Source organism: Escherichia sp. WS33 (genome assembly GCF_046486385.1).
In the GTDB taxonomy this organism is placed as follows: Bacteria; Pseudomonadota; Gammaproteobacteria; order Enterobacterales; family Enterobacteriaceae; genus ECMA0423.
On record NZ_JBJQLJ010000009.1, the window covers coordinates 1 to 26,471 of the forward strand.

The following is a 26,471-nucleotide window of genomic DNA, read 5'->3' on the forward strand; positions in this document are numbered from 1 at the left end:
CTTTGAGTATCGCAGATAGCAAAAAAGCGCCTTTAGGGCGCTTTTTTACATTGGTGGGTCGTGCAGGATTCGAACCTGCGACCAATTGATTAAAAGTCAACTGCTCTACCAACTGAGCTAACGACCCGAAGTGGTGGGTGATGACGGGATCGAACCGCCGACCCCCTCCTTGTAAGGGAGGTGCTCTCCCAGCTGAGCTAATCACCCACTTCGGTACTTCACATTTTTACAAGAAATTTAGCTGGCGAGAAAGTGGTGGGTGATGACGGGATCGAACCGCCGACCCCCTCCTTGTAAGGGAGGTGCTCTCCCAGCTGAGCTAATCACCCACTTCTCAATTTCTTGCTACACGGCGGAGACTACATAAAGTAGTTGGTGGGTGATGACGGGATCGAACCGCCGACCCCCTCCTTGTAAGGGAGGTGCTCTCCCAGCTGAGCTAATCACCCCCGCTGTGTGGAGTCGCATTATAGGGAGAGTTCAAAATGAGTCAACGCATTTTCTAAAGAAATTGTTCGTTCGTCGTAAATTTAAGCAAGATGATCGCAAAACAGACCGTGTTGCGCAATTTGTCAACGAAAACAATAATGCGTAAGGTAGAAACCCGAACTACATTGAGGAATCAGGCGGGAGTGATAGAATATCGCCCACTCAATTTTTCCAGGATTTGCCGGTTGTCGGCATCTTTCTAAACGTAAGGCCATTTCATGAAAATCAAAACTCGCTTCGCGCCAAGCCCAACAGGCTATCTGCACGTTGGCGGCGCGCGTACTGCTCTTTACTCCTGGCTTTTTGCACGTAACCACGGCGGTGAGTTCGTGCTGCGTATTGAAGACACCGATCTTGAGCGTTCCACGCCGGAAGCTATCGAAGCCATTATGGATGGCATGAACTGGCTGAGCCTGGAGTGGGATGAAGGTCCGTACTACCAGACCAAACGTTTTGATCGCTACAATGCGGTGATCGATCAGATGCTGGAAGAGGGCACTGCTTATAAATGCTATTGCTCTAAAGAGCGCCTGGAAGCGCTGCGCGAAGAGCAAATGGCGAAAGGTGAGAAGCCGCGTTATGACGGTCGCTGCCGCCACAGCCATGAGCATCATGCTGATGATGAACCGTGTGTCGTGCGTTTTGCTAATCCGCAGGAAGGTTCTGTTGTTTTTGACGATCAGATCCGTGGTCCGATCGAGTTCAGCAACCAGGAGCTGGATGATCTGATTATCCGCCGTACCGATGGTTCCCCAACCTATAACTTCTGTGTGGTTGTCGATGACTGGGATATGGAAATCACCCACGTTATCCGTGGCGAAGACCATATCAACAACACGCCGCGCCAGATCAACATTCTTAAGGCCCTGAAAGCGCCGGTGCCGGTTTACGCGCACGTTTCTATGATCAATGGCGATGACGGTAAAAAACTGTCCAAACGTCACGGGGCAGTCAGCGTAATGCAGTATCGTGATGACGGTTATTTGCCAGAAGCACTGCTGAACTATCTGGTGCGTCTGGGCTGGTCCCACGGCGATCAGGAAATCTTCACTCGTGAAGAGATGATCAAATACTTCACTTTGAATGCCGTCAGCAAATCTGCCAGTGCGTTCAACACCGACAAGCTGCTGTGGCTGAACCATCACTACATTAACGCGCTGCCGCCGGAGTATGTTGCTACTCACTTACAGTGGCACATTGAGCAGGAAAATATCGATACCCGTAACGGCCCGCAGCTGGCTGATCTGGTGAAACTGCTGGGCGAACGCTGCAAGACGCTGAAAGAGATGGCACAGAGCTGCCGTTATTTCTACGAAGATTTTGCTGAGTTCGATGCCGATGCGGCGAAAAAACATCTGCGTCCGGTAGCGCGTCAGCCGCTGGAAGTGGTTCGTGACAAACTGGCCGCGATTACTGACTGGACCGCTGAAAACGTTCATCACGCTATTCAGGCGACGGCGGATGAGCTGGAAGTGGGTATGGGTAAAGTTGGTATGCCGCTGCGTGTCGCCGTAACCGGTGCGGGGCAGTCTCCAGCACTGGATGTTACCGTTCACGCAATTGGTAAGACCCGCAGTATCGAGCGTATCAACAAAGCGCTGGATTTTATTGCTGAACGCGAAAATCAGCAGTAATTAGCGTGTAAAAAGATAAACGGCAGGAGATAATATCCTGCCGTTTTTTATTTATGCTGATTCGTCAATATCGAGACGGGCGAGGAAATTGCGAATTCCTTCACGTGACAAAAATTGCGCGACTTTTTCCTGCTCAATGTCTGTCATATTATCTATCGCGTTGATGATTTGTCGATACGCCGGGGCGCGTGCTCCAGGAGCGTATTCAGCAATTCTCTCTTCAGCTTCCATCAACATTGGTGTGTTATGGAAGGCTGGCGTGTTCTGAATAAACTCGCAAACTTGCGTATCGACCAGAATAAGTCTGGCACGACCGCCTTTCACGCCGGGAAATTTTTCCGTTTTCCAGCCTTTTTCTCTGATCCAACGGTTAACAGTTTGTTTAGCCACACCGAGGCATTCAGCCAGTTCTTCGGTGGTCATTTTGTTGCGTAATCTTTTCATATTATTTGCTATCGCGAATCCCTAAGCGTTGTAACAATCCGATAATCCCTTCCCGCAGAAGCAAGGATGTAAACTGTTTTTGTTCAACTGGCGTCATCTCTTTCGCCAGTGTCACCAGCAATACTTCAAGCGGCGCATCACCAGAAAGGGCAGGCGCTTCTCCCTGACCTTCTGGACGTTCAGCATTGCGAATATATTCACGAACCTGTTCATTGACGTGAACCAGTCGGGCTTTGCCACCCTGGACGCCAGGTTTTGGTGACGTTGTCCAGCCTTCCTTGCGTACCCATTTATTAATGGTCTGGCGGCTATAGCCGGTCAGTCTGGCAAGTTCATCTGGTGTCATCCTCTCCTTGAACATAACAATTCCCTGAATGTATGTGGGTCTATTAGTAGTTCATTTTATAACACCACTTTACAGGAAACCGTGACATGAATAACTACTGAATGCGAGCGGTTTTCCAAAATTGTTCATTTGCCTGATTTTTCAGCGATTGAAACTACACGTTGCAATTTGCCGTTGACACATTCGGGCGGAATTCATATGATGCCGCCCGTCAACTCGACAAGCTTTACGTGACGGGGCTATAGCTCAGCTGGGAGAGCGCTTGCATGGCATGCAAGAGGTCAGCGGTTCGATCCCGCTTAGCTCCACCAAATTTTGCACCCAGCAAACTTGGTACGTAAACGCATCGTGGGGCTATAGCTCAGCTGGGAGAGCGCTTGCATGGCATGCAAGAGGTCAGCGGTTCGATCCCGCTTAGCTCCACCAAATTTCCAACCCTCGCTGCAAAGCGGGGGTTTTTTGTCTCTGCTTTTTGCCGCTTTTGTAATACAGTCTACGTCCGGGTTAGTGCCGCCTGGTGAAAGCATCATTGGATGAAAAATCGGCAACAGGCTGGCCCCCTGTTTGCTTCGCGATGCGAATAAACTTATTATTTGTGTGCCTGAAAACCCCGATCAGTGAGAGTAGTGTACTCATGTTTGTGGAGCATAACCTGATAAAAAATATCAAGATATTCACACTAGCGTTTACGCTCACCGTGGTACTTATTCAGCTATCCCGTTTTATTTCGCCACTTGCCATTATCCATTCCAGTTATATCTTTCTGGCGTGGATGCCACTGTGCGTAATGCTGTCAATCTTGTTTATCTTTGGCTGGCGCGGTGTCGTTCCCGTTTTATGCGGGATGTTTTGCACCAATCTGTGGAACTTTCATCTCTCTTTTTTACAGACTGCGGTCATGCTCGGTAGCCAGACGTTTGTCGTGTTGTGTGCCTGCGCAATATTACGCTGGCAGCTGGGGACGCGTTGGCGTTATGGATTGACCAGCCGATATGTCTGGCAACGTCTGTTCTGGCTTGGTTTGGTGACGCCGATCGGCATCAAATGCAGCATGTATCTTGTGGGGAGCTTCTTTGATTTCCCGCTAAAGATATCCACCTTTTTCGGCGATGCGGATGCCATTTTCACGGTCGTTGATTTGCTAAGCCTTTTCACCGCTGTGCTGATTTACAACATGCTTTTCTACTATCTCACTCGCATGATTGTAAGTCCCCACTTTGCGCAGATATTGTGGCGCAGGGATATCGCTCCGTCGTTGGGCAAAGAGAAACGCGCATTTACCTTAAGCTGGCTGGCAGCGTTAAGCGTGCTGCTACTTCTGTTGTGCACACCTTATGAAAACGACTTTATTGCCGGTTACTTGGTACCCGTTTTCTTCATCATCTTTACCCTCGGGGTCGGTAAGCTTCGCTATCCGTTTTTAAATCTCACCTGGGCTGTTTCAACGCTTTGCCTGCTGAATTACAACCAGAACTTTTTGCAAGGGGTGGAAACCGAATATTCGCTGGCATTTATTCTTGCGGTGCTGATTTCCTTTAGCGTTTGCCTGCTCTATATGGTGCGCATTTATCATCGCAGTGAATGGCTTAATCGCCGCTGGCATTTGCAGGCGCTGACAGATCCGTTAACGCTCCTACCCAACTTTCGTGCGTTGGAACAAGCGCCGGAGCAAGAGGCGGGCAAGAGTTTTTGCTGCCTGCGCATTGATAATCTTGAGTTTATGAGTCGTCATTACGGCTTAATGATGCGCGTTCACTGTATCCGCTCAATTTGCCGTACGCTGCTGCCGTTGATGCAGGAAAACGAAAAGTTGTATCAATTGCCGGGTAGTGAACTGCTGTTAGTGCTGAGCGGGCCGGAAACGGAAGGGCGACTCCAGCATATGGTTAACATCCTGAATAGTCGGCAAATTCACTGGAACAATACCGGGCTGGATATGGGCTATGGTGCTGCCTGGGGGCGTTTTGATGGAAATCAGGAAACCCTGCAACCCTTGTTGGGGCAGTTAAGCTGGCTGGCGGAGCAATCCTGCGCACATCATCATGTGCTGGCGCTGGATAGCAGAGAGGAGATGGTTTCCGGGCAGACCACTAAACAGGTGCTATTGCTGAATACCATTCGCACGGCGTTAGATCAGGGTGATTTGCTGCTCTACGCCCAGCCAATTCGCAACAAAGAGGGTGAAGGTTATGATGAGATCCTCGCGCGACTGAAATATGACGGCGGCATTATGACCCCGGATAAGTTTCTGCCCCTTATTGCTCAGTTTAACCTTAGCGCGCGTTTTGATTTGCAAGTGCTGGAATCCTTGTTGAAGTGGCTGGCAACACACCCTTGCGACAAAAAAGGACCGCGCTTTTCAGTCAATTTAATGCCGCTCACGCTGCTGCAAAAGAATATTGCCGGGCGGATTATTCGTCTGTTTAAGCGTTATCACATCTCCCCGCAGGCGGTCATTCTTGAGATCACCGAGGAGCAGGCGTTTTCTAACGCAGAAAGCAGCATGTACAACATCGAGCAGCTGCATAAGTTTGGTTTCCGGATTGCGATTGATGACTTTGGCACCGGATATGCCAACTACGAACGGTTAAAGCGTTTGCAGGCTGATATCATCAAAATTGATGACGTCTTTGTGAAAGATATTGTCACGAACACGCTGGATGCGATGATTGTGAGATCAATTACCGATCTGGCGAAAGCGAAGTCATTGAGTGTGGTCGCGGAGTTTGTCGAGACGCAACAGCAGCAGGCGCTATTGCATAAGCTCGGGGTGCAATATCTGCAAGGGTATTTGATTGGTCGCCCGCAGCCATTAGCTGATTAACAGGCGTAAAAAAGCCGGGAATGATCCCCGGCTTTTTTATGTATGGTTTTACAGCACCAGTGCTGCGATTGACGCAGACAGCACACTCACCAGGGTAGAGCCGTAAACCAGTTTCAGACCGAAGCGAGAAACCACGTTACCTTGCTCTTCATTCAGGCCTTTAACTGCACCTGCGATAATCCCGATTGAAGAGAAGTTAGCGAAGGAAACCAGGAACACAGAGATTATGCCTTCAGCACGCGGAGAGAGCGTGGAAGCAATTTTCTGCAGATCCATCATCGCAACGAACTCGTTGGAAACCAGTTTGGTCGCCATGATACTGCCCACTTGCAGTGCTTCACTGGAAGGAACACCCATCACCCATGCAATCGGATAGAAGATGTAGCCCAGGATGCCCTGGAAGGAGATGCTGTAGCCAAACCAGCCAGTAACGGTGGCAAACAGTGCGTTCAGCGCGGCGATCAGGGCGATAAAGCCGATCAGCATCGCGGCAACGATAATGGCAACTTTGAAACCTGCCAGAATGTATTCACCCAGCATTTCGAAGAAGCTCTGACCTTCGTGCAGGTTGGACATCTGGATGTTTTCTTCACTGGCATCAACACGGTAAGGATTGATCAGCGACAGCACGATAAAGGTGCTGAACATGTTCAGTACCAGCGCAGCAACGACGTATTTCGGTTCCAGCATGGTCATGTATGCACCAACGATGGACATCGACACGGTGGACATTGCCGTGGCAGCCATGGTGTACATACGATTACGGGAGATTTTGCCGAGGATATCTTTATAGGCAATAAAGTTTTCAGACTGACCCAGAATCAGGGAGCTGACGGCGTTAAAGGATTCCAGTTTGCCCATGCCGTTGACTTTGGAGAGCAGGAAACCAATTGCGCGGATGATCACCGGCAACACGCGAATGTGCTGGAGAATACCGATCAGTGCAGAGATAAAGACGATTGGGCACAGCACTTTCAGGAAGAAGAATGCCAGGCCTTGATCATTCATGCTACCAAAGACGAAGTTAGTCCCTTCGTTGGCAAATCCGAGCAGTTTTTCGAACATTTCGGAGAAGCCTTTCACGAAGCCTAAACCAACGTCGGAGTTCAGGAAGAACCACGCCAGTAACACTTCGATAACAAGCAGTTGAATAACATAACGGATACGAATTTTTTTGCGGTCGCTGCTTACCAGCAGTGCGAGAATCGCAACAACGGCAAGTGCCAGTACAAAATGAAGGACGCGGTCCATATTTGCTCCAAATATGAGGCAGGTTAAATTTCCGTGCACATTCTATGTAACATGGTTAAGGAAAACGAGATCTGACACACACTATAATGACGTCCTGTGACAAGCTTCAAAAATAGTGATCTGTCATACATTTCTGCTATGTTGTGTATGGAAGCTGAAAGTTATGTAAATGTGCTAACATTAAACATAACCATAACATTCAAGTCATCAATCTTTTCGTAGTCATAATCCTGGTCTATCAAAGAAATCACCACAACCCATTCAAATGAATTTGATAATCATTCTCGTTTGGCATAGCATGAAACATAGCAAAGGCTATGTTTTAGAGGCACAAGATGACGAACTATCGCGTTGAGAGTAGCAGCGGACGGGCGGCGCGCAAGATGAGGCTCGCATTAATGGGACCTGCGTTCATTGCGGCGATTGGTTATATCGATCCCGGTAACTTTGCGACCAATATTCAGGCGGGTGCTAGCTTCGGCTATCAGCTACTGTGGGTTGTCGTTTGGGCCAACCTGATGGCGATGCTGATTCAGATCCTCTCTGCCAAACTAGGGATTGCCACCGGTAAAAATCTGGCGGAGCAGATTCGTGATCACTATCCGCGTCCCGTAGTGTGGTTCTATTGGGTTCAGGCAGAAATTATTGCGATGGCAACCGACCTGGCGGAATTTATTGGTGCGGCGATCGGTTTTAAACTCATTCTTGGTGTTTCGTTGTTGCAGGGCGCGGTGCTGACGGGGATCGCGACTTTCCTGATTTTAATGCTGCAACGTCGCGGGCAAAAACCGCTGGAGAAAGTGATTGGTGGGTTACTGTTGTTTGTTGCCGCGGCTTACATTGTCGAGTTGATTTTTTCCCAGCCTAACCTGGCGCAGCTGGGTAAAGGAATGGTGATCCCGAGTTTACCTACTTCGGAAGCGGTCTTCCTGGCAGCAGGCGTGTTAGGGGCGACGATTATGCCGCATGTGATTTATTTGCACTCTTCGCTCACTCAGCATTTACATGGCGGTTCGCGTCAACAACGTTATTCCGCCACCAAATGGGATGTGGCTATCGCCATGACGATTGCCGGTTTTGTCAATCTGGCGATGATGGCTACAGCTGCGGCGGCGTTCCACTTTTCTGGTCATACTGGTGTTGCCGATCTTGATGAGGCTTATCTGACGCTGCAACCGCTGTTAAGCCATGCTGCGGCAACGGTCTTTGGGTTAAGTCTGGTTGCTGCCGGACTGTCCTCAACGGTGGTGGGGACACTGGCGGGGCAGGTGGTGATGCAGGGATTCATTCGCTTCCATATCCCGCTGTGGGTGCGTCGTACAGTCACCATGTTGCCGTCATTTATTGTCATTCTGATGGGATTAGATCCGACACGGATTCTGGTTATGAGTCAGGTGCTGTTAAGTTTTGGTATCGCCCTGGCGCTGGTTCCACTGCTGATTTTCACCAGTGACAGCAAGTTGATGGGCGATCTGGTGAACAGCAAACGCGTAAAACAGACAGGCTGGGTGATTGTAGTGCTGGTCGTGGCGCTGAATATCTGGTTGTTGGTGGGGACGGCGCTGGGATTGTAGTTGAATGAGCGTCGCATCTGGCACTATTGGCGGATGCGGCGTAAACGCCTTATCCGCCCTACGCGTTAAAGAGCCGGTTTGTAGGCCTGATAAGACGCGCTAGCGTCGCATCAGGCATTGTGCTCCATTGGAGGACGCGTTTAATGGCGGTGCCCATGTCCGCGGCCTTTTCCGCGATGATCGTCACGATCGCGCCAGCCTTCACGATAGCCACGCTCATATGCTTTACGCTTATCCCAGCCACGATGATAGCCATTATCATGACGCCACCAGCGGTTTTTGCGCCATTCATAATTACGATGCCAGTAATCACGATCTCGCCAGTGACCACCGTCCCAGTAATTACCGTAATGATCGCGATCGCCAATTTGTAATTTGATCGATGGCAGTAGGGTGATTTCACCTGCATTTGCTGCAAGCGGGGTAAATGCCATCAGGGCGGCCGCCAGAAACAGTGACCTGAACATTGTTATTCTCCTTCACGATCGAAGCCGTCAGCGGCCTGTTAACGCAATATTACGGGGAGGTAAAGCCCCGTATCATCGCCATAACTCTTAAATCATAAAGGAGAGCATTTTTTGCTAAACATTATCGTGGGGTGGCTGTTGCTTCGGACGATTGACCATCATCATCGGCTTACCTGCTAATAACAGCCATGCCGGAAGCATGACGATACAGAGCAGCGGTAGCAATGTGGTATTGGGTACAACGACTGCCGCCATAAAAAGACTTAACCAGCCATCGCGTGTTACCACCAGCACGATGCCGAGAATAGCGCAGGAAACGGTTATTGCCGCTGGAACGGCGGGAACGTGCTCATGCAGCATCAACCCTAATGCCACGCCGACAAACACTGCCGGGAAGATTCGCCCACCGCGAAAGCCACTGGCGGCAGCAACGACCAGGGCGGCAAGTTTAATTACCGCCAGCAAAAAGTAATCGCTGGTGCTGAAAGCCTGATTTGCCACCATCTGCTGCATCTCATCCAGCCCTTTAAACAGCGAAACCGGCCCACCAATAACTCCCAGAATACCGAGAATAAATCCGCCAATACCTAGCACGAGCACCGGATTTTTCATTTGATGCATCATCGCGTGCAACCGTGGTAAGCACCATACGGCGACCATTCCTGCTGCGATGGCAATCGCCGCGACAATTGCACCGCTGAGAATATCGGTCATTTCCATCTGTCCGTAATGCGCAATGGGCAGTGAAAAATGGGGATGGAAAAATAATCCGGTAGTAAGTGCACCAGCTGCTGCCGCCATTAATGGCGCAAAAAGACGATCCCATAGCGGAACTTCACTACTGCCATTTAAGGTTTGCGAAAATATCAACGCCGCCGCAACAGGTGTACCAAACAGCGCGCCGATGGTTCCGGCAGAGGCTAAAATAGTCCACTCCATTCGGTTGACGCGCGGTAACAGACGAGCGCCAATGGCAACCGCAAGGGCGATATTGACGGTCATGATCGGATGTTCCGGCCCCAGGCTGACGCCGCCAGCAAGACCGAGAATTAATGCTACGATAAGTCCTGGTAGCGCAGAGGGCGGAACTGGTGCGCCGATCAGCGGTTCACAGGCGGGGTCTGGTCCGGCATGACCCTGGCTGAAACGGATAACCAACCCCACCGCAATACCCGTTAGCGTTAATACACCGATGATCCAGAGAGGTGAATCCTGGGCTATCCCCAGAGTTCCCGGCAGTCGTTGCCAGAGCAAATTCTGTAATACCGAGGCGATTTTCATCACCACAATCAGAATAAGACTGGACGCAATCCCAATTGCCACGGCGGGGAGCGATAATAACAACATGGTTCTGGCTCGCGGATGGAGCATGTTCTATTCCTTATGCGGGGTCAGATACTTAGTTTGCCCAGCTTGCAAAAAGGCATCGCTGCAATTGGTGCTGAAACGATAAAGTAAATGTGTGACCCAGATCGATATTTACAGGGAGCCTGCCTTTCCGGCGTTGTTGTTATGCCCCCAGGTATTTACAGTGTGAGAAAGAATTATTTTGACTTTAGCGGAGCAGTTGAAGAATGACAAAGTATGCATTAGTCGGTGATGTGGGCGGCACCAACGCACGTCTTGCTCTGTGTGATATTGCCAGTGGTGAAATCTCGCAGGCTAAGACCTATTCAGGGCTTGATTACCCCAGCCTCGAAGCGGTCATTCGCGTTTATCTTGAAGAACATAAGGTCGAGGTGAAAGACGGCTGTATTGCCATCGCTTGCCCAATTACCGGTGACTGGGTGGCAATGACCAACCATACCTGGGCGTTCTCAATTGCCGAAATGAAAAAGAATCTCGGTTTTAGCCATCTGGAAATTATTAACGATTTTACCGCTGTATCGATGGCGATCCCGATGCTGAAAAAAGAGCATCTGATTCAGTTTGGTGGCGCAGAACCGGTAGAAGGTAAGCCTATTGCGGTTTACGGTGCCGGAACAGGGCTTGGGGTTGCGCATCTGGTCCATGTCGATAAGCGTTGGGTAAGCTTGCCGGGCGAAGGCGGTCACGTTGATTTTGCGCCGAATAGTGAAGAAGAGGCCATTATCCTCGAAATACTGCGTGCGGAAATTGGCCATGTTTCGGCGGAACGCGTGCTTTCTGGCCCTGGGCTGGTGAATTTGTATCGCGCAATTGTGAAAGCTGACAACCGCCTGCCAGAAAATCTCAAGCCAAAAGATATTACCGAACGTGCGCTGGCTGACAGCTGCACCGATTGCCGCCGCGCGTTGTCGCTGTTTTGCGTCATTATGGGCCGTTTTGGCGGCAATCTGGCGCTCAATCTCGGGACATTTGGCGGCGTGTTTATTGCGGGCGGTATCGTGCCGCGCTTCCTTGAGTTCTTCAAAGCCTCTGGTTTCCGTGCCGCATTTGAAGATAAAGGGCGCTTTAAAGAATATGTCTATGATATTCCGGTGTATCTCATCGTCCATGACAATCCGGGTCTTCTCGGTTCCGGTGCACATTTACGCCAGACCTTAGGTCACATTCTGTAAATCCTTCCTGTTATATCGGGAGGTAACTCTCCCGATAATCTTTTAAATCATACAGTTAATTCAATTTTTCTTTGTGTCCCCTCACAAGACCGACCTGCGTCACACTTCCGTACAGCGGGATTAATTCTCCAGTAAATGCATTATTTGTCTGGTAACGGCGATTTGTTTTGCACGTTCATAATTTCACTCGTCAACTATCACTGAATGAGGAATTAACGATGAGTAAGAAACTAATTGCCTTATGTGCCTGCCCAATGGGCCTGGCTCACACTTTTATGGCCGCTCAGGCGCTGGAAGAAGCGGCGGTAGAAGCCGGTTATGAAGTGAAAATTGAAACCCAGGGCGCGGACGGTATCCAGAATCGCCTGACGGCGCAGGATATCGCCGAAGCAACCATCATCATCCACTCCGTGGCAGTTACCCCGGAAGATAATGAGCGTTTCGAATCACGCGACGTTTATGAAATCACTTTGCAGGACGCAATTAAAAACGCTGCGGGCATCATCAAAGAAATCGAAGAGATGATTGCCTCTGAACAACAGTAATATTCGACAGGGATAATTGTTATGGCCATTAAAAAACGCAGTGCAACCGTTGTGCCTGGCGCATCCGGTGCGGCAGCGGCAGTTAAGAATCCGCAGGCCTCTAAAAGCAGCTTCTGGGGTGAACTCCCGCAGCATGTGATGTCAGGGATTTCACGCATGGTGCCGACCTTAATTATGGGCGGTGTGATCCTCGCTTTCAGCCAGCTGATTGCTTATAGCTGGCTTAAAATTCCTGCTGAGATCGGCATCATGGATGCTCTTAATAGCGGGAAATTCTCCGGTTTCGACCTCTCCTTACTGAAATTTGCCTGGCTGTCGCAGTCCTTCGGCGGCGTGTTGTTTGGTTTTGCCATTCCGATGTTTGCTGCTTTTGTGGCGAACTCTATCGGTGGCAAACTGGCGTTCCCGGCTGGTTTTATCGGCGGCTTGATGTCTACCCAGCCGACGCAACTGCTGAACTTCGATCCCAGCACTATGCAATGGGCGACCTCTTCGCCGGTGCCGTCCACCTTCATTGGCGCGCTGATTATTTCTATCGTTGCCGGTTACCTTGTGAAATGGATGAACCAGAAAATCCAGTTACCGGATTTCCTGTTAGCGTTCAAAACCACATTTTTGCTACCGATTCTTTCCGCCATTTTTGTCATGCTGGCGATGTACTACGTCATCACCCCGTTTGGCGGCTGGATCAACGGCGGTATCCGTACTGTGCTGACTGCCGCAGGTGAGAAGGGCGCGCTGATGTACGCAATGGGGATCGCCGCGGCGACAGCAATCGACCTTGGTGGCCCGATCAACAAAGCCGCAGGTTTCGTTGCCTTCAGCTTTACCACTGACCACGTATTACCGGTCACCGCTCGTTCTATCGCTATCGTTATTCCTCCGATTGGTCTGGGTCTGGCGACCATTATTGACCGTCGTTTAACCGGCAAACGCCTGTTCAACGCTCAACTTTATCCGCAGGGTAAGACCGCGATGTTCCTTGCCTTTATGGGGATCAGTGAGGGTGCGATTCCGTTTGCGCTGGAAAGCCCCATCACCGCCATTCCGTCGTATATGGTCGGCGCTATTGTCGGCTCAACCGCCGCTGTCTGGCTGGGCGCAGTGCAATGGTTCCCGGAGTCCGCTATCTGGGCATGGCCGCTGGTCACTAACCTGGGCGTCTATATGGCGGGGATCGCGCTGGGGGCAGTCATAACTGCGCTGATGGTGGTGTTCCTGCGTCTGATGATGTTCCGTAAAGGCAAATTGTTAATCGATAGCCTGTAAGAAGGAAAATCCAGATGACATTACTCGCTTCGCTGCGCGACTGGCTTAAGGCGCAACAACTGGATGCAGTGCTTCTCTCCTCACGGCAGAACAAACAGCCGCATCTGGGGATCTCCACCGGATCAGGTTATGTGGTGATTAGCCGTGAAAGTGCGCACATTCTGGTGGATTCGCGCTATTACGTTGAGGTGGAAGCCCGTGCGCAAGGCTACCAGCTGCATTTGCTTGACGCGACGAACACGCTTACCACTATCGTCAATCAAATCATTGCCGATGAGCAGTTGCAAACGCTCGGTTTTGAAGGCCAGCAGGTGAGTTGGGAAACCGCGCACCGCTGGAAGTCTGAACTCAATGCGAAACTGGTTAGCGCCACGCCGGATGTGCTGCGGCAAATCAAAACGCCAGAGGAGGTGGAGATAATCCGCCTCGCCTGTGGGATTGCCGATCGCGGAGCGGAGCATATTCGCCGCTTTATTCAGGCGGGGATGAGCGAGCGCGAGATAGCCGCTGAACTGGAGTGGTTTATGCGCCAGCAGGGCGCAGAAAAAGCCTCTTTTGACACCATTGTCGCCAGCGGCTGGCGCGGGGCGCTGCCGCACGGCAAAGCCAGCGACAAGATTGTTGCAGCGGGCGAGTTTGTCACTCTCGATTTTGGTGCGCTGTATCAGGGCTACTGCTCTGATATGACGCGCACCTTGCTGGTGAATGGCGAAGGGGTGAGCGCCGAATCTCACCCGCTGTTTGACGTCTATCAGATTGTCCTACAGGCACAGCTCGCGGCAATCTCTGCAATTCGCCCCGGCGTGCGCTGCCAGCAGATTGACGACGCCGCGCGCCGGGTCATTACCGAGGCTGGATTTGGCGACTATTTCGGTCATAACACTGGTCACGCTATCGGCATTGAAGTCCATGAAGATCCGCGTTTTTCACCGCGGGACACCACGACGCTACAGCCAGGCATGTTGCTGACCGTGGAGCCGGGGATTTATTTGCCAGGGCAAGGGGGCGTGCGCATCGAAGATGTTGTGCTGGTTACCCCGCAAGGCGCAGAAGTGCTCTACGCCATGCCGAAAACAGTGTTGCTCACGGGAGAGGCATAATGGATTTATCGCTATTAAAAGCGTTGAGCGAGGCAGATGCGATCGCCTCCTCGGAACAGGAAGTGCGGCAGATCCTACTGGAAGAAGCGGATCGCCTGCAAAAAGAAGTGCGATTTGATGGTCTGGGATCGGTGCTGATCCGCCTCAATGAATCGACAGGTCCGAAGGTGATGATCTGCGCCCATATGGACGAAGTGGGATTTATGGTGCGCAGCATCTCCCGCGAAGGCGCTATTGACGTGCTGCCGGTTGGCAACGTGCGCATGGCTGCCCGCCAGCTGCAGCCGGTGCGCATCACCACCCGTGAAGAGTGCAAAATTCCAGGCCTGCTTGACGGCGACCGGCAGGGGAATGACGTCAGCGCCATGCGCGTGGACATTGGTGCGCGCTCCTATGACGAAGTGATGCAGGCGGGAATTCGTCCAGGCGATCGCGTCACCTTTGATACAACTTTTCAGGTTCTCCCTCACCAGCGGGTGATGGGGAAAGCCTTTGATGACCGCCTCGGTTGCTATCTGCTGGTGACGTTACTACGTGAGCTGCACGACGCCGAACTGCCTGCGGAGGTGTGGCTGGTGGCAAGTTCCAGCGAAGAGGTGGGATTACGCGGCGGGCAAACTGCCACCCGCGCGGTGTCGCCGGATGTCGCCATTGTGCTTGATACCGCCTGCTGGGCGAAAAACTTTGATTATAGCGCGGCTAACCATCGCCAGATTGGTAACGGGCCGATGCTGGTGTTAAGCGACAAGTCGCTGATTGCGCCGCCAAAACTTACCGCCTGGATCGAAACCGTGGCGGCAGAAATTGGCGTGCCGTTGCAGGCGGATATGTTCAGCAACGGCGGCACGGACGGCGGAGCGGTGCATTTAACCGGCACCGGCGTGCCCACGGTGGTGATGGGGCCAGCGACGCGCCACGGACATTGTGCGGCATCGATTGCCGATTGCCGCGACATTTTGCAGATGCAGCAACTTTTATCTGCCCTTATTCAACGTCTTACCCGTGAGACGGTTGTTCAACTGACGGATTTCAGATGATCTCCTGATTAACCCGGAGCGGTTATGTTAACGATTCAATTTCTCTGTCCTTTGCCTAACGGTCTGCATGCTCGTCCGGCGTGGGAACTTAAAGAACAGTGCAGCCAGTGGCAAAGTGAAGTCACCTTTATTAACCATCGCCAGAACGCAAAGGCCGATGCGAAAAGTTCGCTGGCGCTGATTGGCACCGGCACCCTATTTAATGACAGTTGCAGCCTGAACATTAGCGGCAGCGATGAAGAGCAGGCGCGGCGCGTGCTGGAAGAGTACATCCAGGTGCGCTTTATCGACAGCGACAGCGTCCAGCCTACGCAGGCAGAACTGACGGCGCATCCGCTGCCGCGTTCATTAAGCCGCCTTAACCCGGATTTACTGTACGGCAATGTGCTGGCAAGCGGCGTCGGCGTGGGTACGCTGACCCTGTTACAAAGCGACAGCCTCGACAGTTATCGGGCAATCCCCGCCAGTGTGCAAGATTCCACCCGGCTGGAGCACAGCCTGGCAACGCTTGCCGAGCAACTGAACCAGCAATTGCGTGAGCGTGACGGCGAAAGCAAAACTATCCTCAGCGCCCATTTGTCGCTGATTCAGGATGATGAATTTGCAGGCAATATCCGTCGCCTGATGACAGAACAGCATCAGGGACTGGGGGCGGCGATCATCAGCAATATGGAGCAGGTTTGCGCCAAGCTTTCTGCTTCTGCCAGCGATTATCTGCGCGAACGTGTTAGCGACATTCGCGATATTAGCGAACAGTTGCTGCATATCACCTGGCCGGAACTGAAGCCGCGCAACAATCTGGTGCTGGAAAAACCGACCATTCTGGTGGCTGAAGATTTAACCCCAAGCCAGTTTTTGAGCCTTGATTTGAAAAATCTTGCGGGCATGATTCTGGAGAAAACCGGGCGCACCTCGCATACCCTGATTCTGGCCCGCGCCTCGGCGATCCCGGTACTGAGCGGCCTGCCGCTGGATGCGATTGCCCGTTATGCCGGGCAACCGGCGGTGCTTGACGCCCAGTGCGGCGTGCTGGCGATTAACCCGAATGACGCGGTGAGCGGTTATTATCAGGTTGCGCAGACGCTGGCGGATAAACGCCAAAAACAACAGGCGCAGGCTGCCGCGCAGCTGGCCTATTCCCGTGATAACAAGCGTATTGATATCGCGGCGAATATTGGCACCGCTCTGGAAGCACCAGGCGCGTTTGCCAACGGCGCGGAAGGCGTCGGGCTGTTCCGTACCGAAATGCTGTATATGGATCGTGACAGCGCGCCGGACGAGCAGGAGCAATTTGAAGCCTACCAGCAGGTGCTACTGGCAGCGGGCGACAAGCCGATTATCTTCCGCACAATGGACATCGGAGGCGATAAAAGCATTCCTTATCTGAATATTCCCCAGGAAGAGAACCCGTTCCTCGGCTATCGCGCGGTACGTATTTACCCGGAATTTGCTGGCCTGTTCCGCACTCAACTACGGGCGATTTTGCGCGCTGCCAGTTTTGGCAACGCCCAGTTGATGATCCCGATGGTTCACAGCCTCGATCAGATCTTATGGGTGAAGGGCGAGATCCAAAAAGCGATCGTTGAGCTTAAGCGCGATGGCCTGCGTCATGCAGAGACGATTACTCTGGGTATCATGGTGGAAGTGCCGTCGGTGTGTTACATCATCGACCACTTCTGCGATGAGGTCGATTTCTTCAGTATCGGTTCTAACGATATGACCCAGTATCTGTATGCGGTCGATCGTAATAACCCGCGCGTATCGCCGCTGTATAACCCGATTACGCCATCGTTCCTGCGCATGTTGCAGCAGATTGTTACCACTGCGCATCAGCGGGGCAAATGGGTAGGCATTTGCGGTGAACTGGGCGGTGAAAGCCGTTATCTGCCGCTACTGCTTGGGCTGGGCCTGGATGAGCTGAGTATGAGTAGCCCGCGTATTCCGGCGGTGAAAAGCCAGCTTCGTCAACTGGATAGCGAGGCGTGTCGGGAACTGGCGCGTCAGGCATGTGAATGCCGCAGTGCGCAGGAAATTGAAGCGTTACTCACCGCCTTTACGCCGGAAGAAGACGTTCGCCCACTGCTGGCGCTGGAGAATATCTTTGTTGATCAGGATTTTAGCAATAAAGAGCAGGCGATCCAGTTCCTGTGCGGCAACCTCGGCGTTAACGGGCGCACTGAACATCCGTTTGAGCTGGAAGAAGATGTCTGGCAGCGGGAAGAGATTGTTACCACCGGCGTTGGTTTTGGCGTAGCGATCCCGCACACCAAATCTCAGTGGATCCGTCATTCCAGTATCAGCATTGCCCGGCTGGCGAAACCGATTGACTGGCAGTCAGAAATGGGCGAAGTCGAACTGGTGATCATGCTGACGCTGGGTGCTAACGAAGGGATGAATCATGTGAAAGTCTTCTCGCAGCTGGCGCGTAAACTGGTGAATAAAAACTTCCGCCAGTCGTTGTTTGCCGCGCAAGATGCACAAAGTATCCTGACGCTGCTGGAAACAGAATTAACCTTCTGACGTTAGCCCTGAAAACGGGCGCTGTACTCTCCCGGCGTCAGACCAAACTGACGCCGGAAAACGCGACAAAAATAGTCGCTATCCGGAAAACCGCAACGCTGTGCCACTTCATGAATTGACAGATGATATTTCTGCAAAATCATCCTCGCCTTCGCCATTCGCACCCAACGCACATACTCGATAAAACGCATCGTTCCATGCTGAGCAAACAGTTTTGACAGATGATTGGGCGTGATATTAAAAAACTGCGCCACGCTCTCGCGGGTGAGCGGCTGGGCATAATTATCCTGAACCCAGTTACAAATGCTGTGATAGAGAAAATCGCCGCGCGGTTGCGAATTACCCGGCGGCATATTCACCACGTTGCGGCAAAGATGCAGCAAACTTAACACCAGTGGCTGAATGATATTCTGCTCCAGCGGCGAACGGCTAAGATGGGTGAGGGCGGTAAGCATCGCTTCACCTTCACCGCGTTGCAGGCTGGGAAGCTGGATCTGGCGAGCAGGATGCAACAACGACGTGGTGCGGCTATCGTAAAACGATAACCCAAGCCAGGTCGGTGCGAACACCAGGCTTAACAGCATCACCGGTTTGTTGTTGATCGGTAAATTAGCCGCGCGTGCCGGAATAAACAGCATTTCTCCTTCCACCATTCGCTGCTGCTTTGCTTCCAGCAGGTTGCCGTATTCGCCGCGCAGCACGATATCCAGACGGGGAAAATCAATACATAAACTGCCCACCGGTAACGAGGCAGGCTGGCTGGCAAACCAGACGCGCCCCAGTAGTTGCGGGTTAAGCACCAGGCCGCTGAACAGATCGGCGAAAAATTGTTGATCGGCGGGCAAGCCTGGTGCTTTCATGAAAGTTCCCGATTAAAGATGCATTAACTGGCGAAATTCTTTCACTTTGCTGCGACTGACCGGCACTTCAAAATCCAGATCTTTCAGTCGCAGAATGTAGGTGTTATTAAACCACGGTTCGATTTCGCGTATTTTGTTCAGATTGACACAAAATGAGCGATGGCAGCGGAAAAAATGCGACGGCGGCAGTTTGCTGCAAAATTCGGTAATGTTCATCGGCATTACGTAGGATTCACGCCGCGTATAGACAAAGGTCATTTTCTCGTGCGCTTCGGCGTAATAGATATCGTTAATTGGCGTGACGATTATTCGCTCATCTTTCACCAGATTAATGGTGTCATTCTCACGCGTTACCGTCGCGGCAGGCGTACTGCTGGTCTGCTGTTGTTGCCAGGCCGCTTCCAGTTTTTGCAGCATCCCGGTAATACGTGACTCCTGATACGGTTTGAGAATGTAGTCAAACGCCTCCAGTTCAAACGCTTCTACCGCATGTTCTTTCCACGCGGTGATGAACACAATAAACGGTTTATGGGCGAACTGGCTGATGTTTTGCGCCAGCAACACGCCATCCAGCGACGGAATATTGATATCCAGAAAAATGGCGTCGACGCGGTTATGCTGCAAAAACTTCAACACGTCCAGACCGTCGTCAAAGGTGCCGACAATCTCCATCTGGCTGTGCTCTTTAATTAGCCAGCTCAGTTCCTGTTGTGCCAGGAATTCGTCTTCAACAATGATGACTTTCACAATATCACTCCGGCTCAAAGCAATAACGTAGCCTGTGAGGCGACTGGGGTGCGTTGGTTAGGAATGTAAAACGCAATTTCCGTCCCCGGCTCCAGGCGGCGGATATGCAGCCCCTCGCCATACAATAACTTCACGCGATGATGGACATTCAGCAGGCCAATTTTATTGCCCGGCATTTCATTCGCTTCGACCCGCTCAATCACCTTTGGATCGATGCCGTGCCCGGTATCTCGCACCGCAATGCGTACCCGATTTCCGCACTCTGCAACGCTGATGGTGACAACGCCTTTACCTTTGCAAGGCTGAATACCGTGGACAATGGCGTTCTCCACCAACGGCTGGATCAGCAGGCTGGGAATGCAGCAATTCACCTCTTCATCAATATCATAGATAACCGTCAGCTTGTCACCAAAGCGGGCCTGCTCAATGGCAATATAGTCTTTAATTTGATACAGCTCTTTTTTGATATCGATTTGCTCATCGTCTTTTAATTCAATGTTATAGCGCAGATAACGCGACAGATTAAAGATCAGCTGGCGAGCAGTATCCGGATTCAGACGGATTGATGATGAAATAGCGTTCAAAGCGTTAAACAGGAAATGGGGATTAATTTTGCTTTGCAGGGCGCGAAGCTCTGCCTTATTTGCCATTTCACGTAGCTGCTCGGCGCGTGAAACCTCCAGTTGGGTGGAGATGATTTGCGACAGACCGACCGCCATTTCCTGTAATGACGAGGTGATCTGATGCGCGTGGCAGTAGTAAATTTTCAGCGTTCCGGTCACAACGCCTTTCTCCCACAATGGGATCACCAGCATGGAATGAATCTCTGGTGTGCGGTGGGCTTCATCATTGTTTTTAATGATGATTTTTCCGTAATTCATCGCCTGACGGGTAGTCGGGCTAATGAAGTCATCGCCATTCTGATAGTTATGTTCACCCACGCCAACATAGGCCAGCACATGATCGGTATTGGTAATCGCCACCGCATCGGCGTGAATGTCATCGCGAATAATTTCACAAACTTTGCGTAATGACTCGCTATTGACATGGCGAAACAGAGGTAGCGTTTTGTTGGCGATATCCAGCGCCAGCTTGGCCTGCCGCGCGGCGCTGGCCTCTTTTTCGCCCTCAACGCTTTGCACCAGAAGCACAATAAAGCCGATACAGACGCTACCGAGGATCATTGGAATGCCGATTTTAGAGACGATATCGATCCCCAACGCGGTAGTTGGTGCCCAGACAATTACCAGAATCATGGTCAACGTCTCACACAACATGCCGCCGAGAATACCGACGCGCCAGCGCTGTGCTTTGGGGATTTTCAGGTTTATCCAGCCTGATATACAACCCGCCAGAATGCTGGTGATAAAGCAGGGGATCGCCGTCACGCCGCCGATATCAATTAAATACCGGTGAATACCCGCAATCACGCCGGTAATGATGCCTACCCACGGGCCAAACAGAATCCCGCCGGACATCACCGCGATAATACGTACGTTCACCAGCGAGCCTTCTACGGGAACGCCGGACCAGGTGCTGAACAGGGCGAACAGCGAGAAAATGGCGGTAACGGCGAGCAATTCTTTTGGGGAGTGCGCCGACTTGTGCAACAGTTCGCGAAACAGGCGGATACGGATGAGAAAGAACAGGCAGATAAGCATTAACGCTGCCCGATCGAAGACCGCCAGCAGCATGTTGAATATTTCGTGCACGGGTGACTCTGAATAAGGATTAAACCTCTATGATAGGTAACCTGAAGGCTGATGACCAGCAGGCCGTTTTTGAGGAAAAACCATAAATTTAAAAGGGGATTGAAAGATAAATGGTGTATTAGCAATGTATCTCTTGATAATGCACTTCTGGCTGGTAAATTTATTGAAATTATAATGTTAATAAAATTGGTGGTAATTTTCTTGTTAGCGTAGAAAAATTTCCTGTTTTTGAAGTGGAGTTCCTCATTTAAAGCCATTGATAAAAATGTTCTAAAACGCTGGACAGACAGAAATTAATCAGGCTATTTTCAAAACAGCCACCATTGTGGCAGCGTCGCTCGGACGGTCCGGGCGCTAACGTTAATCTGAGGAAATTATGGCTGACACTCGCCCTGAACGTCGCTTTACGCGCATTGATCGTCTCCCGCCCTACGTTTTTAACATCACCGCTGAACTGAAAATGGCTGCGCGTCGGCGCGGCGAAGATATTATCGATTTCAGCATGGGTAACCCGGACGGTGCGACTCCGCCGCATATCGTCGAAAAATTATGTACTGTGGCCCAGCGCCCGGACACGCATGGTTACTCCACTTCACGCGGCATTCCGCGGTTACGTCGCGCCATTTCCCGCTGGTATCAGGATCGCTACGACGTTGAAATCGACCCGGAATCAGAAGCCATCGTCACTATTGGTTCGAAAGAGGGCCTGGCGCATCTGATGCTGGCGACGCTGGATCATGGTGACACGGTGCTGGTGCCGAATCCAAGTTACCCGATCCATATTTATGGCGCGGTGATTGCCGGGGCGCAGGTACGCTCAGTGCCGCTGGTGGAAGGTGTCGATTTCTTCAACGAACTGGAGCGCGCCATTCGTGAAAGTTATCCGAAACCGAAGATGATGATCCTCGGCTTCCCGTCGAATCCAACCGCGCAATGCGTGGAGCTGGAGTTCTTCGAAAAGGTTGTGGCGCTGGCGAAACGCTACGATGTGCTGGTGGTCCACGACCTGGCCTATGCCGATATCGTCTACGATGGCTGGAAAGCGCCGTCAATCATGCAGGTACCGGGTGCACGCGATGTGGCAGTCGAGTTCTTTACGCTGTCGAAAAGCTACAACATGGCGGGCTGGCGTATCGGCTTTATGGTTGGCAACAAAACGCTGGTCAGCGCCCTGGCTCGTATTAAAAGCTATCACGATTACGGCACCTTTACGCCGTTGCAGGTGGCGGCGATTGCGGCGCTGGAGGGCGATCAACAGTGCGTGCGCGACATTGCCGAACAGTACAAACGCCGCCGTGATGTATTGGTTAAAGGGCTGCATGAAGCGGGCTGGATGGTTGAAATGCCGAAGGCTTCGATGTATGTCTGGGCGAAAATCCCGGAACCATATGCGGCCATGGGATCGCTGGAATTTGCCAAGAAGCTCCTTAACGAAGCGAAGGTTTGTGTCTCGCCGGGGATTGGCTTTGGCGACTATGGTGATACGCATGTTCGCTTTGCACTGATTGAAAACCGCGACCGTATTCGTCAGGCGATTCGTGGGATTAAAGCGATGTTCCGTGCCGACGGTTTACTACCCGCCAGCAGCAAACATATTCACGAAAACGCGGAATAAACACCGTCGTCAGAAATGCAAACAGGAGCCTGATGGCTCCTGTTTTTCATTGCACAGTTTGCTTTTAGATCATCAGGGCAAAAGTACCGGCCCAAACGATGACCATAAAAGAAATGCCCATAAAGAAATATTTCACTTTACATCTCTCCGCGTAATTACTGTTACGCCTGAATGACTTCATTACACCTGATACAGTGAGTTGACACCGGGCAAAGCGACCTTAAAAGCCCTGTATTTTACCGTGGGCATCACCCCAGAATTCTGAGCTAAACTGCTCGAGACGGCGCTAATGTACGCCTAAAACTGAAACGAGACAAGAGGCATTTTCTTATTTACTTTTAGTAACTTACAAGTGTCTCATATCGGCGACAGTTTAATTTCTGACGGTAATAATTAGATATTCAGCGAAGGAAAAAACCTTAAGAAAAAAGCCATAAAAACCATGAGGTTATTATGGCCGATTTGAGGAGGGAAAGAGTAAGAGCAGTTTGTTAAATGTACAACGACGATTCTCCCACCGGGCGCGTTTTAAAGCGACGGTGGATCCAGAGGTACTGCTCCGGTGCGCGCATGATCTCTTTCTCGATAATCTTGTTCATATAGGCAGCGGCTTGATTTTCATCTGTCGGGTAGCCTTCCATCTCTGGGGTGATGAACAAACGATATCCGCTGTAATCCGCTTTTCTTACCATCGTTACGGTCAACATGGCTGCGCCAGAGAGACGGGAGAGAACATAGGTGCCATTGGTTGTGGCGACATTTTCCACCGCAAAGAACGGCGCGAAGGAGCTGCCTTTACGACCATAATCCTGATCGGGAGCAAACCATACCGCTTCACCTTTCTTCAGTGCACCGACAATGCCGCGCAGATTATTTCTGCCGATCATCGCTTTGTTAGAGCGCATGCGCCCACGGGTCTGCACCCATTCCATCAGCTGATTATTATGTGGACGATAGGTAGCCATCATTGGTTGGCACAGTCCCATCACGCGGCCGCCCAGTTCCAGCGACATAAAATGGACGCCGACAACCATTACGCCGCGATTTTGCATTTGTGCGCGTTTAAGGTTATCCAACCCTTCAACATCAAACCATTTACGTACGCGACTGTCGGGCCAGAACCATGCCATGCCGGTTTCTACCAGCGCCATGCCGAGTGAACGAAAGTTTTCGGCAATCATCTTCTCGCGTTCTTCCGCAGAATGCTGCGGGAAACAAAGTTCCAGGTTTTTACGGGCGATAGATTCACGACGTTTCAGGAATGGTCGCGCCATTGCGCCAATGCGCGTGCCGAGAAAGCAGAGAACAGGATAAGGAAGCTGTACCCAAAGCCAGAGTACACCAAGCCCAAACCATGTGAGCCAGTAGCGAGGATGTAGAAACTCGCGGGAAAATTTGCATTGTGGAAACATAGTTACCTTCTGTAGATACGAATTGTTGTATCGCAGAAGATTCCATGTCGACAGCGGTACACTCAATTGGTTGGGCCATCATGTACGACAATGGTTCCTGTAAAGAGTGTAAAGACTAGTCAGGACATAACCACGAGGAGCATGAATGCGGTATCTGTACTTTATCACTCGCTGACTGCTTTCAGCTACTGATTATTAATCGTGCAAAGTAAATATTTTTCCGTACACAACAGTCTTGCATTTAACATGCTGTTTTCATTGATGCTTAGCAAAAATTGCCAGAGGTTAAGGATTGTCTTACTATTAAAGTGACTGAAGTTACAGGTTTTTTAGCGCGGCAGGAGGTTGAGCTATGATTTATTTATGGATGTTTCTCGCCCTGTGTATTGTCTGCGTAAGCGGCTACATCGGTCAGGTACTGAACGTGGTATCGGCGGTCTCTTCTTTCTTCGGCATGGTGATCCTCGCTGCACTCATTTATTACTTCACCATGTGGTTAACTGGCGGTAATGAACTAGTGACGGGGATATTTATGTTTCTTGCCCCGGCTTGTGGCTTGATGATTCGCTTTATGGTGGGGTATGGCAGGCGATAGTGGGTCAGGATGGCTCATTTGGGCAGGTGTTCACATCAGCATCAGACATGATTGTTCACCTGCCATGTGACAGACGCTATCGCACAGGATGAATAAGATAATTCGCCTTTGTCGGATAAGTAGGCGTGATTTCTTCTGTGAGGTTTAATGGTGGCGCATCTTCTCTCATCTTAAACAAAATCGCCTGTGATGGCTGAAGTTTTGTAGAGTGTGTGGTTGTCATCGCTGATGTTTTTTCAGTCTCTTTATAGCTCCTCTCACTTACACCACCAGAAATGGAAAATGCAAAAACATTGCATGCCATAATAGAGACCAATAAAAATAAGCTGAAAAGTATTAAGTTTACTTTCATAGAAAGTTATCCTGAAAATGGTTCACTGAGAACCTACGATGTTATGGCTGTATTTACATATAATTAATCAATATTTACATCGATATAATAAATGACATCTCTTTGTGGTACATAAGAATAGTTCTCTGCGACAGGAAGCAGATTCCTACAATTGTAAGACTAAAATACTTCTTGCGATAATAACTACAATTGTAAGACTAAAATACTTCTTGCGATAATAACTACAACTGTAAGATAACCCTTTCAAAATGACCGTTGCTCTCTGATTTCTCATTTCATGCTCACCCAATATGATGGCGGCGTTTTCTAAAACTGTTAAAGAATGAGGTAAGTATGAAACGTTTAATTATGGCTACGATGGTCACAGCAATTCTGGCATCTTCAACTGTATGGGCTGCTGATAATGCACCGGTAGCGGCACAACAGCAAACTCAGCAAGTTCAGCAAACCCAGAAAACGGCAGCAGCAGAGCGTATCTCTGAACAAGGTTTATATGCGATGCGTGACGTGCAGGTAGCGCGCCTGGCTCTGTTTCATGGCGATCCAGAAAAGGCAAAAGAACTGACCAATGAAGCTTCCGCTTTGCTGTCAGATGACAGTACCGAATGGGCAAAGTTCGCTAAGCCAGGTAAAAAGACCAATCTCAATGATGACCAATATATTGTCATTAATGCATCTGTCGGAATTTCTGAGAGTTATGTAGCAACTCCCGAAAAAGAAGCCGCGATAAAAATTGCCAATGAAAAAATGGCGAAAGGGGATAAAAAGGGCGCAATGGAAGAACTTCGCCTGGCCGGTGTTGGCGTAATGGAAAACCAATATCTGATGCCGCTTAAACAGACTCGTAATGCACTTGCTGATGCGCAGAAACTGCTTGATAAAAAGCAATACTACGAGGCAAACCTGGCGCTTAAAGGTGCGGAAGATGGAATCATCGTCGACAGCGAAGCACTGTTTGTGAACTAATGCTGACAGGCAGTATATTGAGGTAAAGGATTTAACTCCCTCCAGCCGACAATTTTTTATGACCACAATACGACAGGTTGTGGTCATAAAATTATTTGGCGCTCGCGGTTCTATAAACACGCATTTTATCTTCCTCAAAGTAAATCCCAATAATCCCGTGTCATCACAAATC

At 50.7% G+C, this 26,471-nt stretch carries 23 protein-coding genes and 6 tRNA genes; 14 read left to right on the forward strand and 15 right to left on the reverse strand.

Translation table 11 applies throughout. The features are described from left to right. Nucleotides 1–51 precede the first annotated feature (51 nt). The 4 genes from ACJHXA_RS09615 to ACJHXA_RS09630 all read right to left on the reverse strand — a co-directional run bounded on the left by ACJHXA_RS09615 (nucleotide 52) and on the right by ACJHXA_RS09630 (nucleotide 449). Nucleotides 52–127, reverse strand: a tRNA-Lys gene (locus tag ACJHXA_RS09615). A gap of 4 nt (nucleotides 128–131) precedes the next feature. Next, nucleotides 132–207 (reverse strand) — tRNA-Val (locus ACJHXA_RS09620). Between the two features lie 46 nt (nucleotides 208–253). Beyond that, a tRNA-Val gene (locus tag ACJHXA_RS09625) sits at nucleotides 254–329 on the reverse strand. Between the two features lie 44 nt (nucleotides 330–373). Next, nucleotides 374–449: transfer RNA gene (locus ACJHXA_RS09630), tRNA-Val, on the reverse strand. A 258-nt stretch (nucleotides 450–707) separates the two neighbouring features. Between ACJHXA_RS09630 and gltX the strand changes: the two genes are divergently transcribed. Then, a complete protein-coding gene (gene gltX / locus ACJHXA_RS09635; RefSeq protein ID WP_000695655.1) occupies nucleotides 708–2,123 on the forward strand; it encodes a glutamate--tRNA ligase in 1,416 nt (471 codons plus the stop codon). A 51-nt stretch (nucleotides 2,124–2,174) separates the two neighbouring features. On the opposite strand, the gene ACJHXA_RS09640 is transcribed toward gltX, so the two are convergent. Together ACJHXA_RS09640 and ACJHXA_RS09645 are read right to left on the reverse strand one after the other, a co-directional pair. After that, a complete protein-coding gene (locus ACJHXA_RS09640; RefSeq protein ID WP_000826503.1) occupies nucleotides 2,175–2,567 on the reverse strand; it encodes a MerR family transcriptional regulator in 393 nt (130 codons plus the stop codon). Nucleotide 2,568: 1 nt separating this feature from the next. Next, on the reverse strand, nucleotides 2,569–2,928 hold the full coding sequence (locus ACJHXA_RS09645) for a YfeC-like transcriptional regulator (protein WP_000472021.1): 360 nt from the start codon (nucleotides 2,926–2,928) through the stop codon (nucleotides 2,569–2,571). A gap of 220 nt (nucleotides 2,929–3,148) precedes the next feature. Between ACJHXA_RS09645 and ACJHXA_RS09650 the strand changes: the two genes are divergently transcribed. From ACJHXA_RS09650 to ACJHXA_RS09660, 3 genes are all read left to right on the forward strand, one after another. After that, nucleotides 3,149–3,224, forward strand: a tRNA-Ala gene (locus tag ACJHXA_RS09650). 39 nt (nucleotides 3,225–3,263) lie between these two features. Next, nucleotides 3,264–3,339, forward strand: a tRNA-Ala gene (locus ACJHXA_RS09655). A gap of 208 nt (nucleotides 3,340–3,547) precedes the next feature. After that, complete coding sequence (locus ACJHXA_RS09660) at nucleotides 3,548–5,737, forward strand: sensor domain-containing phosphodiesterase (RefSeq protein ID WP_283512299.1); 2,190 nt, start codon at nucleotides 3,548–3,550, stop codon at nucleotides 5,735–5,737. Nucleotides 5,738–5,785: 48 nt separating this feature from the next. Here ACJHXA_RS09660 and nupC read toward each other — a convergent pair whose 3' ends face one another. Next, nucleotides 5,786–6,988 (reverse strand): nucleoside permease NupC, encoded by a 1,203-nt coding sequence (nupC, locus tag ACJHXA_RS09665; RefSeq protein ID WP_000376337.1) that lies wholly within the window; start codon nucleotides 6,986–6,988, stop codon nucleotides 5,786–5,788. A 335-nt stretch (nucleotides 6,989–7,323) separates the two neighbouring features. Here nupC and ACJHXA_RS09670 point away from each other — a divergent pair, with 335 nt between their 5' ends. Then, nucleotides 7,324–8,562 carry an Nramp family divalent metal transporter gene (locus ACJHXA_RS09670; protein WP_000186369.1) on the forward strand — a complete coding sequence of 413 codons (1,239 nt, stop codon included), beginning with the start codon at nucleotides 7,324–7,326 and terminating at the stop codon, nucleotides 8,560–8,562. 140 nt (nucleotides 8,563–8,702) lie between these two features. Here the strand turns inward: ACJHXA_RS09670 and ypeC are convergent, their stop codons facing one another. After that, nucleotides 8,703–9,029, reverse strand: coding sequence for a DUF2502 domain-containing protein YpeC (gene ypeC, locus ACJHXA_RS09675; protein WP_000490072.1), 327 nt, complete (start codon nucleotides 9,027–9,029; stop codon nucleotides 8,703–8,705). A 114-nt stretch (nucleotides 9,030–9,143) separates the two neighbouring features. Next, nucleotides 9,144–10,400 carry an ion channel protein gene (locus ACJHXA_RS09680; protein WP_000903148.1) on the reverse strand — a complete coding sequence of 419 codons (1,257 nt, stop codon included), beginning with the start codon at nucleotides 10,398–10,400 and terminating at the stop codon, nucleotides 9,144–9,146. Nucleotides 10,401–10,603: 203 nt separating this feature from the next. Here ACJHXA_RS09680 and glk point away from each other — a divergent pair, with 203 nt between their 5' ends. From glk to ptsP, 6 genes are all read left to right on the forward strand, one after another. Beyond that, nucleotides 10,604–11,569, forward strand: coding sequence for a glucokinase (glk, locus tag ACJHXA_RS09685; RefSeq protein ID WP_000170349.1), 966 nt, complete (start codon nucleotides 10,604–10,606; stop codon nucleotides 11,567–11,569). A 218-nt stretch (nucleotides 11,570–11,787) separates the two neighbouring features. After that, a complete protein-coding gene (locus ACJHXA_RS09690; protein WP_000038456.1) occupies nucleotides 11,788–12,114 on the forward strand; it encodes a PTS fructose transporter subunit IIB in 327 nt (108 codons plus the stop codon). Nucleotides 12,115–12,135: 21 nt separating this feature from the next. Further along, nucleotides 12,136–13,383: a PTS fructose transporter subunit IIC gene (locus ACJHXA_RS09695; RefSeq protein WP_000985336.1), complete on the forward strand. Its 1,248-nt coding sequence runs from the start codon at nucleotides 12,136–12,138 to the stop codon at nucleotides 13,381–13,383. Nucleotides 13,384–13,397: 14 nt separating this feature from the next. Beyond that, nucleotides 13,398–14,483 (forward strand): aminopeptidase, encoded by a 1,086-nt coding sequence (ypdF, locus tag ACJHXA_RS09700; RefSeq protein ID WP_000173281.1) that lies wholly within the window; start codon nucleotides 13,398–13,400, stop codon nucleotides 14,481–14,483. Beyond that, the gene (ypdE, locus tag ACJHXA_RS09705; RefSeq protein ID WP_000366033.1) at nucleotides 14,483–15,520 is read left to right on the forward strand and encodes an aminopeptidase; all 1,038 of its coding nucleotides are present in this window, start codon (nucleotides 14,483–14,485) and stop codon (nucleotides 15,518–15,520) included. The genes ypdF and ypdE overlap by 1 nt, the downstream gene beginning before the upstream one ends. A gap of 24 nt (nucleotides 15,521–15,544) precedes the next feature. After that, complete coding sequence (gene ptsP / locus ACJHXA_RS09710) at nucleotides 15,545–18,040, forward strand: phosphoenolpyruvate--protein phosphotransferase (RefSeq protein ID WP_000955938.1); 2,496 nt, start codon at nucleotides 15,545–15,547, stop codon at nucleotides 18,038–18,040. A 2-nt stretch (nucleotides 18,041–18,042) separates the two neighbouring features. Here ptsP and ACJHXA_RS09715 read toward each other — a convergent pair whose 3' ends face one another. From ACJHXA_RS09715 to ypdA, 3 genes are read right to left on the reverse strand one after another with little or no spacing between them, the layout of a single operon-like run. Next, nucleotides 18,043–18,900 carry an AraC family transcriptional regulator gene (locus tag ACJHXA_RS09715; RefSeq protein WP_000646844.1) on the reverse strand — a complete coding sequence of 286 codons (858 nt, stop codon included), beginning with the start codon at nucleotides 18,898–18,900 and terminating at the stop codon, nucleotides 18,043–18,045. A gap of 12 nt (nucleotides 18,901–18,912) precedes the next feature. After that, nucleotides 18,913–19,647 (reverse strand): two-component system response regulator YpdB, encoded by a 735-nt coding sequence (gene ypdB, locus ACJHXA_RS09720; RefSeq protein WP_001295458.1) that lies wholly within the window; start codon nucleotides 19,645–19,647, stop codon nucleotides 18,913–18,915. Between the two features lie 14 nt (nucleotides 19,648–19,661). Further along, nucleotides 19,662–21,359 carry a two-component system sensor histidine kinase YpdA gene (gene ypdA / locus ACJHXA_RS09725; protein WP_000544359.1) on the reverse strand — a complete coding sequence of 566 codons (1,698 nt, stop codon included), beginning with the start codon at nucleotides 21,357–21,359 and terminating at the stop codon, nucleotides 19,662–19,664. Between the two features lie 376 nt (nucleotides 21,360–21,735). Here ypdA and alaC point away from each other — a divergent pair, with 376 nt between their 5' ends. Beyond that, entirely contained in the window at nucleotides 21,736–22,974 is a 1,239-nt protein-coding gene (gene alaC / locus ACJHXA_RS09730; protein ID WP_000785931.1) for an alanine transaminase, read from the forward strand. A gap of 64 nt (nucleotides 22,975–23,038) precedes the next feature. Here alaC and ypdK read toward each other — a convergent pair whose 3' ends face one another. Together ypdK and lpxP are read right to left on the reverse strand one after the other, a co-directional pair. After that, entirely contained in the window at nucleotides 23,039–23,110 is a 72-nt protein-coding gene (ypdK, locus tag ACJHXA_RS09735) for a membrane protein YpdK (protein WP_010723117.1), read from the reverse strand. A 355-nt stretch (nucleotides 23,111–23,465) separates the two neighbouring features. Then, the gene (gene lpxP / locus ACJHXA_RS09740; RefSeq protein ID WP_000484404.1) at nucleotides 23,466–24,386 is read right to left on the reverse strand and encodes a kdo(2)-lipid IV(A) palmitoleoyltransferase; all 921 of its coding nucleotides are present in this window, start codon (nucleotides 24,384–24,386) and stop codon (nucleotides 23,466–23,468) included. A 352-nt stretch (nucleotides 24,387–24,738) separates the two neighbouring features. On the opposite strand from lpxP, the gene ACJHXA_RS09745 reads away from it, so the two are divergent. Next, nucleotides 24,739–24,981, forward strand: coding sequence for a YfdY family protein (locus tag ACJHXA_RS09745; RefSeq protein WP_000639883.1), 243 nt, complete (start codon nucleotides 24,739–24,741; stop codon nucleotides 24,979–24,981). A 76-nt stretch (nucleotides 24,982–25,057) separates the two neighbouring features. Here the strand turns inward: ACJHXA_RS09745 and ypdI are convergent, their stop codons facing one another. Next, nucleotides 25,058–25,333, reverse strand: a complete 276-nt coding sequence (ypdI, locus tag ACJHXA_RS09750) for a colanic acid biosynthesis lipoprotein YpdI (RefSeq protein ID WP_000867637.1) — start codon at nucleotides 25,331–25,333, stop codon at nucleotides 25,058–25,060. A 333-nt stretch (nucleotides 25,334–25,666) separates the two neighbouring features. On the opposite strand from ypdI, the gene ACJHXA_RS09755 reads away from it, so the two are divergent. Continuing rightward, entirely contained in the window at nucleotides 25,667–26,299 is a 633-nt protein-coding gene (locus ACJHXA_RS09755) for a YfdX family protein (RefSeq protein ID WP_000825604.1), read from the forward strand. Nucleotides 26,300–26,471: the final 172 nt, after the last annotated feature.

Bases quoted from the DNA above. Each gene is read 5' to 3' on its own strand.
- ACJHXA_RS09660 (WP_283512299.1), top strand. From the start codon at position 3,548: ATGTTTGTGGAGCATAACCTGATAAAAAATATCAAGATATTCACACTA.
- ptsP (WP_000955938.1), top strand. From the start codon at position 15,545: ATGTTAACGATTCAATTTCTCTGTCCTTTGCCTAACGGTCTGCATGCT.
- ACJHXA_RS09755 (WP_000825604.1), top strand. From the start codon at position 25,667: ATGAAACGTTTAATTATGGCTACGATGGTCACAGCAATTCTGGCATCT.
- ACJHXA_RS09695 (WP_000985336.1), top strand. From the start codon at position 12,136: ATGGCCATTAAAAAACGCAGTGCAACCGTTGTGCCTGGCGCATCCGGT.
- ACJHXA_RS09690 (WP_000038456.1), top strand. From the start codon at position 11,788: ATGAGTAAGAAACTAATTGCCTTATGTGCCTGCCCAATGGGCCTGGCT.
- ACJHXA_RS09670 (WP_000186369.1), top strand. From the start codon at position 7,324: ATGACGAACTATCGCGTTGAGAGTAGCAGCGGACGGGCGGCGCGCAAG.
- ACJHXA_RS09645 (WP_000472021.1), bottom strand. From the start codon at position 2,928: ATGTTCAAGGAGAGGATGACACCAGATGAACTTGCCAGACTGACCGGC.
- alaC (WP_000785931.1), top strand. From the start codon at position 21,736: ATGGCTGACACTCGCCCTGAACGTCGCTTTACGCGCATTGATCGTCTC.
- ypdE (WP_000366033.1), top strand. From the start codon at position 14,483: ATGGATTTATCGCTATTAAAAGCGTTGAGCGAGGCAGATGCGATCGCC.
- ACJHXA_RS09745 (WP_000639883.1), top strand. From the start codon at position 24,739: ATGATTTATTTATGGATGTTTCTCGCCCTGTGTATTGTCTGCGTAAGC.
- ACJHXA_RS09640 (WP_000826503.1), bottom strand. From the start codon at position 2,567: ATGAAAAGATTACGCAACAAAATGACCACCGAAGAACTGGCTGAATGC.
- ypdF (WP_000173281.1), top strand. From the start codon at position 13,398: ATGACATTACTCGCTTCGCTGCGCGACTGGCTTAAGGCGCAACAACTG.
- ypeC (WP_000490072.1), bottom strand. From the start codon at position 9,029: ATGTTCAGGTCACTGTTTCTGGCGGCCGCCCTGATGGCATTTACCCCG.
- lpxP (WP_000484404.1), bottom strand. From the start codon at position 24,386: ATGTTTCCACAATGCAAATTTTCCCGCGAGTTTCTACATCCTCGCTAC.
- nupC (WP_000376337.1), bottom strand. From the start codon at position 6,988: ATGGACCGCGTCCTTCATTTTGTACTGGCACTTGCCGTTGTTGCGATT.
- gltX (WP_000695655.1), top strand. From the start codon at position 708: ATGAAAATCAAAACTCGCTTCGCGCCAAGCCCAACAGGCTATCTGCAC.
- ypdI (WP_000867637.1), bottom strand. From the start codon at position 25,333: ATGAAAGTAAACTTAATACTTTTCAGCTTATTTTTATTGGTCTCTATT.
- ACJHXA_RS09680 (WP_000903148.1), bottom strand. From the start codon at position 10,400: ATGCTCCATCCGCGAGCCAGAACCATGTTGTTATTATCGCTCCCCGCC.
- ACJHXA_RS09715 (WP_000646844.1), bottom strand. From the start codon at position 18,900: ATGAAAGCACCAGGCTTGCCCGCCGATCAACAATTTTTCGCCGATCTG.
- glk (WP_000170349.1), top strand. From the start codon at position 10,604: ATGACAAAGTATGCATTAGTCGGTGATGTGGGCGGCACCAACGCACGT.